This window comes from Micromonospora sp. ATLC16 (assembly GCF_057196645.1).
On sequence record NZ_JBXUOW010000054.1, the window covers coordinates 1 to 15,011 of the forward strand.

A 15,011-nucleotide genomic window follows, 5' to 3' on the forward strand; every position below is an offset into this window, starting at 1 on the left:
CCGCGGGGCCCCCCCACCCCCCCCCCCCCCCCCCGGCCGGCCCGCGGGCGGGCCGCCCCCCGCCCCGACGGCTCTGCGTTTCCGATCGGCACGAAATCAGCCCGCCTGGTCGGAAGCTGCCAGCTGCTTCACCGCCTCGTCGACGCTGATCGAGCCGCTGAGCAGTTGCTGGGAGACCCGTCCCATCAGATCCAGGGTCTTAGAGGAGAGTGCCACGTGCAGGGCGGGCTTACCGCTGCCGAGCGCGGCGACGATAGTGGCGGCGGCCGGGCCGGCCTGCGACACATCGATGGTGGTGTCGGCGGCGATCGCACCGGCCTCGGCGTAGAACGCCTGGAGCGCCCCGGTCGACGTCAGCGATCGCACCAGGTCGGCGGCGACCTTGGGATCCTTGGTCCACTTCGCCACCGCGTACCCGATGCCCCCGTCATAGGCCAGGCTCGGCGTGGTGCCAGCGGTGACCACCGGTGCGTTCATCACGCCGAGCTTCTCGGCCGTGAGGAACTCGTTGAAGTCCTTCCAGTGCCCCACGTCCGACATCAGCCCGATGACGTGCGCGGCCTTGCCGGACTGGAACAGCGCGAACGAGTCGTTGAACATCGCTGTCGAGTTGGCCCCGTCGTTGTTCAGGCCGGCGTCGCCGGCTTCCTTCCATAGCTCGAAGATGCGCTTCACGTTCGGCGAGTTCCAGTCGCGCTTGCCCGCGATCCAGTCGTCGTACTCCTGTGCGGTGAGTATGCCGGAGCCCAGGGCCGACATCCAGAACTGGATCCCGGCGCCCTCCTTGTTACCCAGCGCGAAGCACTTGGCACCGGCCTTGTCGATGGCGGCGCAGTCGGCGAGGAACTTGTCCCAGGTGGTGGCGGGACTCGCCGGATCGAGCCCGGCCTTCTCGTAGAGCGCCTTGTTGTAGTAAATGGGGTGCCCCTGAAGCGTCACCGGCGCGGCGTAGACCTTGCCGTCCTTGCTGAAGGCGTCCCAACCCGCGAGCCGCTGCTTGTCCTCGGCCACGTACTCGTCGAGCGGCACCAGCGCGTCGACCCGGTCCCGGATCTGGCCGCCGCCGTTGAACAGCATCACGTCCGGGCCCTTGCCGGACTGAATGGCCGCGCCGAGCAGCGTGTAGTACTGGTCGAACGGCTGCGCGACGAACTCGACAGTCACGTCGGGGTGCTTGGCGGCGAAGTCGGCCTTCGCCTTCTCGACATACGCCTTGGCCGACGGCTCGCCGGACTTCCAGTCCCACACCACCAGTTTGTCGGTCGAGCCTCCGGAAGAGGTGCCCGTGTCGCTGGCACTTCCACAACCTGCCGTCGCCAGTCCCACAACGAGGACGGCGGACCACAATGCTCGTTGTTTCATCGTTGTTCACCTCTGAAGGGAGTGGCTGACGGCCGGCCGCAGCCAACGTGATCAGGAACGTAACTCGTATGACGTCTGACGTCAACAGTCCGCCGTACACTGGCCCTGGACGTCGTGGCACGACGAGCCAATCGGAGGGGGACATGACGCCATCGCAGGAGACGGCCCTGGAAAAGCTGGCCGCCCCAGCCTGGGCGCGCCGCCCCACCAACCTCGCCACGGCAGTCACCGCCGAGTTGGTGGAACGCATCGTCCGCGGGGTGCATCCGTCCGGCACGGCGTTACCCCCCGAACCGGTGCTCTGCGAGACCTTCTCCGTCAGCCGGACCGTGGTCCGGGAGGCGGTGAAGATCCTCCAGGAGAAGGGGCTGGTACAGGTCCGGCAGGGTGCCGGCACCATGGTCACCCCGCCCTCGATGTGGGACATGCTCGACGAACTCGTGCTCGCGGCCACCATCGCCGAGGACGACAGCCTCGCCATCCTCGACGACCTCGTGGTCACCCGACGCCTGCTGGAATCCGACATGGCGAACGTCGCCGCCCGGGTGGCCGACCAGGAGACTCTCGACCGGCTGCGCGGACTTGTGGATCGGATGGACGAACTGGTCGGCGACCACGTCACCTACCACGAGCACGACCGGGCCTTCCACGACACGATCATGCAGGCGTCCGGGAACCGCATCGCCCGTGGCGTCGTACGGGCGCTGGAGAGTCAGGTGGTGAACACCGCCCGGTACATGGGCCGCACCGAGCGTTCCCTGTGCGTGGCGTCGAACCGTGGGCACCGCCGCATCTACGAGCGGATCGCCGCCCACGACCCGGAAGGGGCGGCGACGGCGATGTTCACCCACATCACCGAGGCATGGGTGGTCCGCCGCAGCGGCTCGGGCAGGCCAGCCCGCCTGCAACGCTGACCTGGGACACGACGGGTCGGCGGGCCCGACCTCCTGGCTCCCGCTGCCGCCAGGAGGCCGAGACCCGCCGTCGCGCTCGGCCCGGTCAGTCGAACTGGGCAAAGAAGCGTCAGATCTCACCCTTGGTCCAGCTTGTGATGCCCACTCTCGGCGTAGGTCCCGTCCACCGGGCCCGGCATGTGCCCGTTGTCGAAGGCCGCCAACTGCACCGGGTACCCGGCGCGGCAGCCGGAGTAGGCCGTGGTGATGTGCGTACGGCTCCCCGCACCCGGCTCCGGCGGGTCCTGGGCGTTGCGCCCGTTGTTGCGGACAAAGGTGTCGCGCAGCCCCCGTCCCTGGCCGATGCTGAGCACGTTGTCCGAGATGCCGTGCAGACCGAAGTACGCGATCGGCTGACGTCCTCGCCACCGGAGTTGGCCCAACCGTTGCCGATGCCCTGGGGCGCGACCAGGATCGCGGTGTTGTCCGACTGCTCCTGCTGCCCGTGGTAGGCCCAGGCGGCCCCGTCCGCTTCACCGTAGGCGACGTCGCCGGCGGTGCCGCCCCACCAGTGGAACGCGAACATCAACCACCGCCGCACCATCAGCCGCCGACCCGTCCGTGACCAACACGTACCACGCGCTAAGGTCCACAGTCGCCGCCACCGCGGGCGCCGCGTTCACCGTGACGAGCGCGCTCGCCGCGAGGACCGCGGCGGCCGCCGCAGCCAGTCCCGACCGCCAGCCGCGTCTGGGTGGAGAGGCGGGACGAGCCTCACCGACGGCCTTCATGGTCCACTCCTTCGATCGGGGTCATCCACGCGCAGCCGTGGATGCCCTGGGGTTGTGCCGGCGTCAGCACGGTGGGGGTGATGCGGAAGATCTGGTCACCGGCACCACCGGGCAGCATGACGACGCACCCACGGTCGCGGCTGGCCGGCGTGGGACCACAGCGGAGAATCGGGCTCCCGGCAGCCACAACACCCGCTCGTGACAGCGAAGTTAGCGTTAACGACGTCACACGTCAAACGACAGAGGTCTATCGCTTGCCCGATATTTCGGTCTCCCGATCCGGGACCGTGCACCCCCGGTCCGCCCGCCCACGGCCACTGAACGCCCCGCCCACGGGCCCGGTGGCGACTGTCGGGCCGCCCGGCGGGACTGCCGGACGGTCGCGGGAGCAGGCGAGGTGGTGCTGGATATCAGTGGATAAGCGTGACAGCCAGGGTGACCCATGCCGGCGCTCCCGCACCAGCCCCCGACCGTCGGTACGCGGTGGCCCCGGCGAGACGGTCAGGCGAGAAAGCGGTGCAGCGCGGCGGTCAGGTCGTCCGGGTTCTCCTCGGCGACGTGGTGTCCGGACTCGATCGAATGGCCGCGCAGATCGTCGGCCCAGGGACGCCAGGCGGCGAGCGGGTCGCCGTACAGCTCCTCCAGGTCGTCGCGGGTCGACCAGAGCAGCAGGGTGGGGCACCGGACCGTGCGACCGGCTCGCCGGTCGGCCTCCTCGTGCGCCCGGTCGACTCCGAGCCCGGCGCGGTAGTCCTCCAGCATCGCCCGTACCGTCGCCGGGTCATGGATGGCCTGCCGGAACTCCCGGTGGTTGTCGACTCCCATCCGGTCCGGCCGCGCCGTGTCCGCGTACCAGGCGTCGGGATCGGCACCGATGGCCCGTTCCGGCTTGTCCGGCTGGGCGAAGAAGAACCAGTGGTACCAGCTCCGGGCGAACGTCGCGTCGCACTTGGCGAGGGCCTCGCTGATCGGCACTCCGTCGATGACCACCAGCCGCCTGACGGCGTCGGGATGGTCCAGTGCCAGGCGTAGTGCCACGTAGCACCCGCGATCGTGCCCGACCGGGGCGAACGTCGCGTGACCGAGCGTACACATGAGTCGGACCAGGTCCCCCGCCACCACGCGCTTTGACTGCTGGGAGTGGTCCGGCAGAATCCGCGCCTTGCCGGACTGCCCGTAGCCCCGCATGTCGGGACAGACCACGGTGAACCCGTGGTCCACCAGCCGCGGGGCGACCCGATGCCAGGTCGATCCGGTACGTGGATGCCCGTGCACGAGCAGCACGGCGGGCCCATGCCCGGCGTGCCGGACCCGGAGTTCCACCTCTCCCACATCGACCCGCTCGTCGGTGAATCCGTTGAACATGCGCGTCCAGTACCCACGTCGGCCGCCACCCCAACAGGCGGCTACACGACCGCCACCGCTCGCACCAACCCTCGTGGGCCGCCCACCCGAGGCCGCCGTACCATCCGGTACGTGACGACTGCCGTCGAACAGCACGGGAACGCCGAGGCCGCCAGGGGTGCACGATGAACTCGGTCGAGCGCGTGCCCACCCGCTGGGACGTCCTGGACGAGCGGTTCCAGACGGTCAGCGGGGACCACGTGATGCAACGACTGTTCGACGGCGGGCGTTGGCTGGAGGGGCCGGCGTACTCCCCCGCGTGGCGCTGCCTGCTGTTCAGTGACATCCCGAACGACCGGGTGCTGCGTTGGGACGAGATCACCGGGCGCTGCGACGTGTTCCAGACGCCCGCCGGCTACCCCAACGGCCGTACGATCGACCGCCTCGGCCGCGTCGTGACGTGCGAGCACGGCCACCGCCGGGTCACCCGTACCGAGCCGGACGGCTCGCTGACCGTGGTGGCGGACCGGTGGCAGGGCAAGCGGTTCAACAGCCCGAACGACGTCGTGGAGACCAGCGACGGCTCGTTGTGGTTCACCGACCCGAGCTACGGCATCGACAGCGACTACGAGGGGCACCGGGCAGATCCGGAGCTGGACGGGTGCCACGTCTACCGCTGCCGGCCCGACGGTCGGGTGGAACGGGTCGCCGACGACTTCCTGCGCCCCAACGGTCTGGCGTTCTCGGCCGACGAGCGTCGGCTGTTCATCGCCGACACCCGACGCCGGCACCTCCGGCACTTCGACGTGGACTCCGACGGGACGCTTCGGGACCGTGGCGTGCTCGCCGACTGTGACGCCGGGTCGTTCGACGGGATCCGGCTCGACCGGGAGGGGCGACTGTGGGTCGCCGCCCACGATGGGCTGCACTGCTTCGACCAGGAGGGCACCCTGCTCGGCAAGCTCCGGCTACCGGAGATCTGCTCGAACCTCGCCTTCGGTGGCCGTAAGCGCAACCTGCTGTTCGTGACGGCCACCACCTCGGTCTACTCGCTCGCCCTCAACGTCACCGGCGCGGGCCCGACGACGGGCGCTCCCGCCGGTTAGGCAAGCCGAAGCGGATTCCGGTGCGGCGGGTGCCGGTTCCTGCCCGGCCGGTCAGCGGCCGGGCAGGGCTGCCGGAAGGGCCGCGACAGGAGCCACTGGTCGCCACGCCGACGGTGGTCGCTGGGCCGCCTCGGCGACGACCCGCCAGACCTGCTCGGCGAGCCAGTCGTTGAGCTGCTCCGGCCCGACCTCGTCCCGGTGATCGAACCACCAGATGATGCCGGCGTCGACCATGCCGACGGCGCTGGCCACCACGTACCCGGGCAGGTGCGCCGTCTGCCCGGCGGCACGCAGGTTGGCAACGGCGGCCTCGGTGATCTCGGGGACGGCGTACGCGGTGCCGAGGCGGGCCCGGAACCGGTAGAGGTTGGGGTGGGCCACCGCCCAGCTCAACACCCGGCCGACGATGCCGCGCACCACCTCCGGCGGGGTGCCCGGGGCCGACAGCGACGGACGGATCCAGGCGCTCACCTCGCGGGCGGCGTGCCGGGCGACGGCCTGGTCGAGGTCGTCCTTGCCGGTGAAGTGGCGGTACACGTGCGGTCTGGGCAGCCCGGCCCGGTCGGCCACCGTGCCCAGCCCTGTGTCGGTGCCGTGTTCCTCGATGACGCGGACCGCGGCCTCCACGATCGCCTGCCGTCGCCGGGCCCGCTCCTGCGGGATGCCACCGGCACGGCGGGCGGCGATGGTGTCCCGTTTCACCGCCGTATTGCTCACCGGATCACTGTAGCGGCTCGGTACCCTGGTTGGGTACGAGCTGTACCCAACCAGCATCCTGCGAGGTAGCCATGCCCAGCCCAGCACCCGGCCCCGTCGACCTCACCCTCCTTCAGGACGTGCTCGACGGACCGTGGGCCGAGGTCCGCAACGCGCACCGCAGGCACCTCGACGAGCGTTTCCTCCCGGTTTATGGCGAAACCGGCGACCAGGCGCGTGAGCGGATCACCCGACTACTCGGCGAGCTGCCCGTCAAGTTGGGCACCGCGTCGGCCTTTCCCACCCAGTACGGCGGCGGATCCGACGTCGGTGGCTCGATCATCGCCACCGAGATGCTGGCGCAGGTCGACCTATCGCTGATGGTCAAGGCCGGCGTGCAATGGGGTCTGTTCGGCGGCGCGGTCGCGGCCCTGGGCACCCGACGTCACCACGACGCCTACCTTCGGGACATCATCTCCGGCCGGATCCTGGGCTGCTTCGCGATGACCGAGACCGGGCACGGCTCCGACGTCCAGCAGCTGCGCACCACCTGCACCTACGATCCCCGGACGCAGACCTTCGACCTGCACACCCCGCACGAGGCGGCCCGCAAGGACTACATCGGCAACGCCGCCCGGGACGGGCGGATGGCGGTGGTCTTCGCGCAGCTGGTCACCAACGGGCGGCGGCACGGCGTACACGCGTGGCTGGTGCCGATCCGCGACGAGCGGGGCAACCCGCTGCCCGGCGTGACCATCGGTGACGCGGGGCCCAAGGCCGGCCTGCTCGGCGTGGACAACGGGCGACTCAGCTTCGACCACGTGACGGTGCCCCGGGACTTGTTGCTGGACCGGTACGGCCAGGTCGCCGAGGACGGCACCTACTCCAGCCCGATCGAGAACGACTCCCGGCGCTTCTTCACCATGCTCGGCACCCTGGTCCGTGGCCGGGTCAGTGTGGGTGGCGCCGCATCGTCGGCCACCAAGTCGGCGTTGACCATCGCGGTTCGCTACGGCGACATCCGCCGTCAGTTCAGCACCCCCGACGCCGAGCGGGAGGTGCTGCTCAACGACTACCTGGCCCACCAGCGCAAGCTGCTGCCCGCCCTGGCCACCACCTACGCGCTGCACTTCGCCCAGGCCGAACTGGTCGCCGCGGTGCACGACGTGCAGGGCGGCGACGGCCCGCTCGACGAGCGCCAGCAGCGGGAGCTGGAATCCCGCGCCGCCGGGCTCAAGGCCGCGCAGACCTGGCACGCGGCCCGCACCATCCAGCTGTGTCGCGAGGCGTGCGGCGGTGCCGGTTACCTGGCCGAGAACCGGTTGCCGGGCCTGCGGGCCGACACCGACGTCTTCACCACCTTCGAGGGCGACAACACGGTCCTGCTGCAACTGGTCGCCAAGGGGCTGCTCACCGGCTACCGGGACGAGTTCGGCTCGCTGGACGGCTGGGGTCGCGCCTCCTTCGTCGCCGAGCAGGTCCGGGAGATGGTGCTCGAACGCACCGCCGCACGGTCGCTGATCCAGCAGCTGATCAGCGCCGTGCCCGGCCGCGACGAGGAGGTTGCCGTCACCGACCGGGGCTGGCAGCTCAAAATCTTCGACGACCGTGAGAAGCACCTGCTCGAAGGGGCCATCCGCCGGCTGCGCAACGGCGCGAGCAGCAAGCAGGAGCGTCCCTTCGACATCTTCAACAACGTCCAGGACCATGTCCTCACCGCCGCCGCCGCGCACATCGACCGGATCACCCTGGAGGCGTTCGTCGCCGGCATCGAGAACACCGCGGACCCGGCGGTCCGGGCGCTGCTCTCCCGCGTCTGCGACCTGTACGCACTCAGCGTCATCGAGTCCCACAAGGGGTGGCTGCTGGAACACGGCCGGCTCACACCGGCCCGCTCGAAGGCGATCACCGCCGTGGTGAACGGCCTGCTCAAGGAGCTGCGCCCGCAGATGCGGACACTGGTGGACGGGTTCGCCATCCCGGACATCTGGCTGCACGCCGCCATCCTGCGCGAGGAACCCGACCGCCAGGACACCATGACCGCCCACGACACCACCATCGCCTAGCGCGAATCCGGGTCGCGACCGCCCAGCGCACGGCGGGCGGATGCGCGCATGTCGCATACCGCCCTCGGGCGCACCCCGCCATGCAGGTGAGGCATCTCGCATTTAGTTCAAGCTTGAACTCTTTCCGCTATCGTTGAGTTCAAGCTTGAACCTCACTCGCACTGGAGTTGTCGTGACCCTGTTCCGGCTGGATGCCAGCATCCGCACCCACGGCTCGGCGAGCCGCGAGATCGCGGACATCGTCGAGGCGGAGTGGCTCGCCGCGCGCCCCGGTGACGCGATCGAACGTCGCCACATCGGCGTCGATCCTTTGCCCGTGACCGTCTGGGCCGCGGCGGTCACCGCCGGGATGACCGCGCCGGAGGAGCACACCACCGAGCAGCGCGATGCTGTCGACCTCGCCGCGACACTGGTGGACGAACTGCTCGCCGCGGACGCCATCCTGTTCGCCGTGCCGCTCTACAACTACGGCGTCTCACAGCACTTCAAGGCGTACGTCGACCTGGTCAGCACCGACCAGCGAGCGTTCGGCCAGCCGTTCCTGGCGGGTAAGCGGGTCGTGCTCGCCACGGTCCGTGGCGGGGCATACGGCGGTGGCACACCCCGGGAGGGTTGGGACCACGCGACGCCGTACCTGCGCCGCATCATCGCCGACTGCTGGGGCGCCGACCTCACAGTGGTCGAGCGCGAGTTCACCCTCGTCGGCGTCAACCCCGCCCTCGACTCGTTCACCGAGCAGGCCGCGCAGATGCACGCCGAGGCCCTGCAGGCCGCCCGGGAGGCCGGCCGCGCACTCGGCGACCTGCCGGTCCCGGCCTGAGCCGGGCCGCCGAGAACCGACCGGCGTGGAACCCCGGATCCACCTATTCGTCTGGTACGTCCGTCACGGGCTTCGACTCGGGGGTCGGTCGGCGGACACGCCGGCCGACAGTTTCGCCGGGTTCGCCGGTGGGCAGGAGAGCCGCAATCGGACAAGGGGGGCGAACGCGATGAGCTTGGACGTGAAGCAGCCGGCCGGACGGACACGCCGGGTCACAGCGCTGGTGCTGCCATTGCTCGGTGCCCTCGCGGTCACCGCCGGGTGCGGAGGCACCGACGCCACCGACGGGCCGGATACGACCACCACCCCGCCACCGTCGGCGTCGGGCGCCGCGACGGAGCCGGCCGCAGCCTCCCCCACGGCCGATATGACCGTGGTCATCCCCAAGTCGGCCTTCCTCGAACTGCCGGCGGAGCTGCGGAAGCTTCCCCCACGCACGATGCCCGTCGCCGACGCCCTCCCCGAATTGTGCGACGACGGGTTCGGCACCGGCGGCCGGTCGGTCACCGCAAGCGCCGCGATGATGACCGGTTACCGGCAGCCCGGTGACCCGCCCTCCAACGTGCCGTACGGCACGATCGCACAGACGATCTTCACGTTCTCGGACGACGGCGCGGCGGACTACCTCCGGCGGCTCCGCGCGACGCTCGCCGACTGCTCGTCCTTCACCATCGACAACGGGGACACCGTGAAGGTCCGCAGCGAGGGGTTGCCCGACGCCGGCGACGAGGGACTGCTCGTCGTCCAGGTGCGGCCGACGCGGAACCTTCCGGGCGACCTCGTCGAGGGCGAGACGACGACCACACAGATCGCCGTGGTGCGGGTGGCCGACGCCGTGACCCTGCTGCACGACGAGGGGTGGGAAGGCACCAGCGGCGACCCCGCGCTGGTGGACGACTTCGTGCGGGCGGCGGTCGACGCCCTCGACACGTGGCAGCGCTAGTGCCCCTACCGGTCAGGGGCGGCACGCCGCTCAGTTCGTCACCCGGTAGACCGAACGAGGTACTGCTCACCGCACCCCACGCCGCCCGGCGGATCCGCCGGGCGGCGTGGGGTGCCGGTTCTGGATCTGGACCGGCCTGATCGTCTTTGCGGTTGGCGCGATCGCGGCGTACCGGAGCCGGGAGCAGCTCGCCCTCTGCTGGGAGAACCGCCACCCCCGTCCCGGTCGGTCAGAACAGCCAGGTCGGCAACGCCGGGCCACTGCGCAATGGCACCGGCGGCGGCGCGGCGGGGCGAGAATCCTGGCTCGGCGCCCGGCCACGGGCCGACGTCGTGCCCGGCGGCGGGGCTGCGGCGCACCGGGTGCCCTCCGCCGGCACCACCTGGTCGATCAGGTACGCCTCAATGGCCTCGTCCGCGCAGCTCACACGGCCGTACACGATGTGCCCCCAACCCTCGTAGGTCAGCAGTTCGGCATGGTCGGCGAACTGGTCGGCGGCACCGAGCGCCCAGTTGTAACCGGTCGCCGGATCGTGCAGCGAGTTGACGAGCAGCAGCTGCGACCCGTTGGTCGGGTTGATCCGCCGCTGCGGGTTGTCCGCCGGGGTCGGCCAGCCCAGGCAGATCGCGCCGGCCGACGCCCGGGGCGGGTTCGGTAGATCCGGTGCGACGCGCTGCGCGTCGGCGAGGATCGACCGCCACTGGGTGACATTGGGTGCCTTCAGGTTCCAGTCCTGACAGAGCACCGCCTGGTACGCGAAGGGCACCACGGTCGGCGGTTCCTCGGTCGCCTCCCGCGCCGCCGACAACGCCCCCGACGGCCGTCCCGCATCGACCCGCTCCAACTCGGCCGCGATCTCCAGCCAGTACGGCTGGTAGTTGAGATTGCCCAACACGAAGTTGACCAGATCCCGCTGGGTGATCTTGTAAGTGTGATCGTCCGGGTCCGGCAACTCGCCTCGGGCGGCGCGGTCGAGCAGCCGCTGCCAGAAGTGACGGATGTTCCGGCCGTACAGGGCGCACTGCGGCAACCGGGCGCAGCCCGCGACGAACTCGTCGAACGAATCCTGCCCGGTGGCCGCCTGGGTGACGGCGAAACCGCGCGCGTCCTGGCTGTGATCCATCACGCTGTCGGCCACGACGGCGCGTACCCGGCTCGGATACATTTCCGCGTACTGCTGGGCCATCAACGTGCCGTACGACATTCCGATAAAATTCAGCTGGGCGTCACCGACCGCGACACGTATCGCGTCGATGTCCTGGACCACCTGGAGCGTGTCCACGTGGTCGAATACCGGCCCGCTCTTGGCGCGACAGTCATCCGCCAACGCGCGACTCGCGGAAACCATCCGGGAAAATGCGCTTGAAGTTTTGATCGGCTCGACCGGCAAATCATTGATCTTCTCCAAGGTACACCTGATCGGTGAACTGCGGGCCACCCCCCGCGGGTCGAATCCGACGATGTCGAAATGGCGGCGCAGTTCGTCACCGTAGCTGGCCCAGAGCGCCGAGTCGACGCCGGAGCCACCGGGGCCGCCCGGATTCACGATCAGCGAGCCGCGACGCACCGTCGGGTCCGTTGCCGGCCGCTTGGCCAGCGCCAACTCGATGGTCGGCCCGTTCGGATCGGCCCAGTCGACAGGTACCTCCAGGGCGCCGCACAGGGCGCTGGCGTCCTGCTCACACGGCGTCCACTGCACGTCCACGGTCGGGGCCGCAGACGCGGACGACGTGGCGAGCGGTGCCAGCACCACCCCCACAGTGACCCCGGCAAGCAATCGCCGGATCAGTTTTCTGCGCATGCTCCCTCTTTCAGATCATTTTCCGGCTTTCCGCCGGCCGGTGCTGAACGTAGCGACTACGCCACGGTCCAGGGTTACCGGAAAATGTCGTCGGTAATACCATTCGGGACGTGATCGTATTGACTAGGAAGACAGGCGTCTGCGCCGTTCCCGTCTGCGCGCGTGAATGGCGAGGTCACCGGGAAGGCCACGGTCGCCGCAGGACGCGGATCGACATCCGGCCGACGATTGTCAATATGGCAGAGGTCACAAGCCGCCACCGTGCCGGCCCGCCACGGACGCCAACCCCGCGCGCACGAACGGTCAACCTAAATCTATTAGGTTGCCGTCTACAGGGTGTAGGGTGCGGGTGTGGCACGAGCGAACCTGAATCCGGCGATCGTCATCGCCGCAGCGGCGGAGCTGGCGGACCGGGAAGGATTCGACGCGATCACCCTGTCGGCGCTGGCCCGCCAATTCGGCGTGCAGACCGCGAGCCTCTACTCGCATGTCCGTGACCGGTCCGCGCTGCTCGACAGCGTCCAGGAACTCGCCCTCGGCGAGCTGGCCGATCGGATCGCGATCGCCATCGGCGGCCGCTCACAGCGAGACGCGCTCACCGCTCTCGCCGACGCACACCGCGACTACGCCCGCCGGTTTCCCGGCCGTTGGGCCGCCCTGCAACGTCCGGCGGCGGCGACGACCGTGCGGTCGGGCGCGGCCGGCAGGCTGGTCGCGCTCACGCTGGCGATGCTCCGTGGTTACCAGCTGCCCGAGACCGAGCTCGTGCATGCGACCCGGCTGCTCGGCGCGACCATCAACGGCTTCCTGGCACTTGAGGTGGCCGGCAGCTTCGGGCACCGCGAACCCCCCGCCGACGTCTCCTGGCAACGAGCGCTGAGCGCGCTCGACACCGCCTTCCGCTTCTGGCCCACTGAAGGGAACCACTGATGTCCGTCCCGTCCGATCTTCTCCGTGGCGTCGCCGAGGCCGAACTCACTCCGCGCGGCATCCGGCCGCACCGGCTGCCGACGTGGGTACGGGAGCAGTTCCCGGACGGCCAGCTGCTCGCGATGGAGAGCCAGCCGTCCGGCGTACGCGTCGTCTTCCGGACTGCGGCGAGCACGCTGGAGCTGGTGACCCACCCGACCCGGGTCGCCTACCTGGGCGCCGACCGGCCGCGTGGCCGCATCGACGTGTACGTCGACGGCGTGCTCGCCGCCCGCGACACGCTGGGCGGTGGCGACCGGATCGCGGTCGATCTCACCAGCGGCCAAAGCGCCTTCCATCCCGGGCAGGCGCACACGACCACCGTTTCCGGGCTGACCGCCGGCCGGCACCGGATCGAGATCTGGCTGCCGCACAACGAGAGCATGGAGCTGGTCGACCTGCGGGCCGACGCCCCGATCGAGCCGGACGACGCCGCGCTGCCGCTGTGGGTACATCATGGCAGTTCCATCAGTCACGGTTCGAACGCCCTCGCGCCCAGCGAGATCTGGCCGGCCGTCGCCGCCCGCCGGGCCGGGGTCGAGCTGCGTAACCTCGGTCTGGGCGGCAGCGCCTTCGTCGACCAGTTCCTGGCCCGCGTGATCCGCGACGCCCCGGCCGACCTCATCAGCGTCAAGCTCGGCATCAACGTGGTGAACCTCGACGGGATGCGGCTACGCACCTTCGTTCCCGCCGTCCACGGCTTCCTCGACACGATCCGCGACGGCCACCCCGACATCCCGCTGCTGCTGATCTCACCGCTGTTCTGCGGAATTCACGAGGAAACCCCCGGCCCGGGGGCGATCGACCCCGAGTCGATCGGCACCGACCAGGTACGTTTCGTCGCGACCGGCACGCCCGGGGACGTCACGCTGGGACGGCTGACGCTCCAGGTCATCCGGCGCGAGTTGCGCTCGCTGGCCGACCGCCGCGCCGCCGACAAGAACCTGCACTACCTCGACGGCACCGCGTTGTACGGCCCAGCCGACGCCACCGAACTTCCGCTACCGGATGGCCTCCACCCGAGCGCCGAGGCTCATCAGCGGATCGGCACGCGGTTCGCGGACTACGCCTTCACCGCTCCCGGCCCGTTCGCCCGAACGGCTATCCCGCCGGCATGACCTACCGGCCGCCGTCATCCTGGAGACCGTGCAGGGCGACGGCGGCATCAACCTGGCCCGCGCGATCTGGCTCGCCGACGCTCCCTTGCCGAACCCAAGATCCGGGCAACTCCCCTGTTGTTGCTGCCTCGACCGAGCCCGAGACGGCAAGAGCAGGGAAGTTGCCCGGATCTTGAACTCTCGGCAGGCTGTTCCTCGCGCTTGAAGTTCTCGCATATTGGGGGGGTCCGGTTGGACGGAAGTCCGCTCCTGTGCGGGCCGAAGGCGGCTCTCGGTCCGGGGCAGCGGAGGGCCGCCACCTGTCGGGGTGTAGGCAGGCCGGATGTCGGGTACCTCGCGCCCGACTCCCCTACCCCCTGCCCAGGAGGACCCCATGACCGTCGTACTCGCCGTTGTCTGCAGCGACGGGGTGGTGATCGGCGCTGACTCCCAGATCACCGATAGTGACCGCGGTCTGAGCTTCCCCGCCCGGAAGCTGCACCCGCTGGGCTCCTGCGCCGCCTGGGGCGGCAGCGGCGCACGGGGAGTACTCAACGACCTGCGCCCTCTGCTCCAGGACTCGGCCACCGCCATCCTCGAAGCACCCGACATCGGCGGTGAGTTGCAGGAGCGCGTCCTGCCCGTTTTCAAGAAGCACTACGAGAACTACCTCCCGGACGTGCCCGGCGAGGGCGACGGCGGCGGGGTGTCGGCGTACCTGCTCGCGGCCGGCTACAGCCAGGGCGCGCCGTGGATCGTGGAGATCAACCCCAACGGGCTCATCGGCCGTTACGAGGACGTGGGCTTCCACGCCATCGGCTCCGGCGCACCCATGGCCCAGCAGGCCGGCGCGCTGCTGTCCCACTTCCGGATGACCACCCGTACCGTCGAGTACGGCGTAGTGGGCGTCATACGGGTGCTGGAGGCGCTGGACCTGACCTCGCCGTCGGTCGGCGGGCCCTTCAACATCGCGTGCATCCGCGAAGAGGGCGCTCACCACCTCGACGAGAAAGAGATCGCCAAGGCGCTGAAGGACGCCCAGCGCTGGTGCGACCTCGAACAGGAAGCGCTCGACCGGCTGTTCACTGACTGAGGGGGACACGGCGACACCTGAGCTGTGTGG

Annotated in this window: 13 protein-coding genes and 1 pseudogene; 8 read left to right on the top strand and 6 right to left on the bottom strand. The window is 70.0% G+C overall.

Annotated elements, in window-relative coordinates; all coding sequences use genetic code 11:
• Positions 1 to 96: 96 nt before the first annotated feature.
• A complete protein-coding gene (locus tag AC2CHE_RS20255; protein ID WP_484506452.1) occupies positions 97 to 1,251 on the bottom strand; it encodes an ABC transporter substrate-binding protein in 1,155 nt (384 codons plus the stop codon).
• A 254-nt stretch (positions 1,252 to 1,505) separates the two neighbouring features.
• On the opposite strand from AC2CHE_RS20255, the gene AC2CHE_RS20260 reads away from it, so the two are divergent.
• Positions 1,506 to 2,276 carry a FadR/GntR family transcriptional regulator gene (locus tag AC2CHE_RS20260; RefSeq protein WP_484506453.1) on the top strand — a complete coding sequence of 257 codons (771 nt, stop codon included), beginning with the start codon at positions 1,506 to 1,508 and terminating at the stop codon, positions 2,274 to 2,276.
• 112 nt (positions 2,277 to 2,388) lie between these two features.
• Here the strand turns inward: AC2CHE_RS20260 and AC2CHE_RS20265 are convergent.
• The 3 genes and pseudogenes from AC2CHE_RS20265 to AC2CHE_RS20275 form a co-directional block, all read right to left on the bottom strand.
• A pseudogene (locus tag AC2CHE_RS20265) lies at positions 2,389 to 2,844 on the bottom strand (RICIN domain-containing protein); the annotation flags it as partial.
• 185 nt (positions 2,845 to 3,029) lie between these two features.
• The gene (locus AC2CHE_RS20270; protein ID WP_484506454.1) at positions 3,030 to 3,164 is read right to left on the bottom strand and encodes a hypothetical protein; all 135 of its coding nucleotides are present in this window, start codon (positions 3,162 to 3,164) and stop codon (positions 3,030 to 3,032) included.
• Positions 3,165 to 3,547: 383 nt separating this feature from the next.
• Entirely contained in the window at positions 3,548 to 4,411 is an 864-nt protein-coding gene (locus AC2CHE_RS20275; protein WP_484506455.1) for an alpha/beta fold hydrolase, read from the bottom strand.
• Between the two features lie 164 nt (positions 4,412 to 4,575).
• On the opposite strand from AC2CHE_RS20275, the gene AC2CHE_RS20280 reads away from it, so the two are divergent.
• Positions 4,576 to 5,496 (top strand): SMP-30/gluconolactonase/LRE family protein, encoded by a 921-nt coding sequence (locus AC2CHE_RS20280; RefSeq protein ID WP_484506456.1) that lies wholly within the window; start codon positions 4,576 to 4,578, stop codon positions 5,494 to 5,496.
• A gap of 51 nt (positions 5,497 to 5,547) precedes the next feature.
• Here the strand turns inward: AC2CHE_RS20280 and AC2CHE_RS20285 are convergent, their stop codons facing one another.
• Positions 5,548 to 6,213: a TetR/AcrR family transcriptional regulator gene (locus AC2CHE_RS20285; RefSeq protein ID WP_484506457.1), complete on the bottom strand. Its 666-nt coding sequence runs from the start codon at positions 6,211 to 6,213 to the stop codon at positions 5,548 to 5,550.
• A gap of 71 nt (positions 6,214 to 6,284) precedes the next feature.
• Here AC2CHE_RS20285 and AC2CHE_RS20290 point away from each other — a divergent pair, with 71 nt between their 5' ends.
• The 3 genes from AC2CHE_RS20290 to AC2CHE_RS20300 all read left to right on the top strand — a co-directional run bounded on the left by AC2CHE_RS20290 (position 6,285) and on the right by AC2CHE_RS20300 (position 10,021).
• On the top strand, positions 6,285 to 8,258 hold the full coding sequence (locus AC2CHE_RS20290; protein ID WP_484506458.1) for an acyl-CoA dehydrogenase family protein: 1,974 nt from the start codon (positions 6,285 to 6,287) through the stop codon (positions 8,256 to 8,258).
• A 172-nt stretch (positions 8,259 to 8,430) separates the two neighbouring features.
• Positions 8,431 to 9,078, top strand: coding sequence for an FMN-dependent NADH-azoreductase (locus AC2CHE_RS20295; protein ID WP_484506459.1), 648 nt, complete (start codon positions 8,431 to 8,433; stop codon positions 9,076 to 9,078).
• Positions 9,079 to 9,247: 169 nt separating this feature from the next.
• Positions 9,248 to 10,021, top strand: coding sequence for a hypothetical protein (locus tag AC2CHE_RS20300; RefSeq protein ID WP_484506460.1), 774 nt, complete (start codon positions 9,248 to 9,250; stop codon positions 10,019 to 10,021).
• 229 nt (positions 10,022 to 10,250) lie between these two features.
• On the opposite strand, the gene AC2CHE_RS20305 is transcribed toward AC2CHE_RS20300, so the two are convergent.
• Entirely contained in the window at positions 10,251 to 11,822 is a 1,572-nt protein-coding gene (locus AC2CHE_RS20305; protein ID WP_484506461.1) for an alpha/beta hydrolase, read from the bottom strand.
• Positions 11,823 to 12,173: 351 nt separating this feature from the next.
• Between AC2CHE_RS20305 and AC2CHE_RS20310 the strand changes: the two genes are divergently transcribed.
• The 3 genes from AC2CHE_RS20310 (at position 12,174) to AC2CHE_RS20320 (ending at position 14,981) form a co-directional block, all read left to right on the top strand.
• Entirely contained in the window at positions 12,174 to 12,752 is a 579-nt protein-coding gene (locus AC2CHE_RS20310; RefSeq protein WP_484506462.1) for a TetR/AcrR family transcriptional regulator, read from the top strand.
• Positions 12,752 to 13,909, top strand: coding sequence for a GDSL-type esterase/lipase family protein (locus AC2CHE_RS20315; RefSeq protein WP_484506463.1), 1,158 nt, complete (start codon positions 12,752 to 12,754; stop codon positions 13,907 to 13,909). Before AC2CHE_RS20310 ends, AC2CHE_RS20315 begins: the two co-directional genes overlap by 1 nt.
• Positions 13,910 to 14,282: 373 nt before the next feature.
• A complete protein-coding gene (locus tag AC2CHE_RS20320) occupies positions 14,283 to 14,981 on the top strand; it encodes a proteasome protein (RefSeq protein WP_484506464.1) in 699 nt (232 codons plus the stop codon).
• The last annotated feature ends 30 nt before the right edge of the window (positions 14,982 to 15,011 follow it).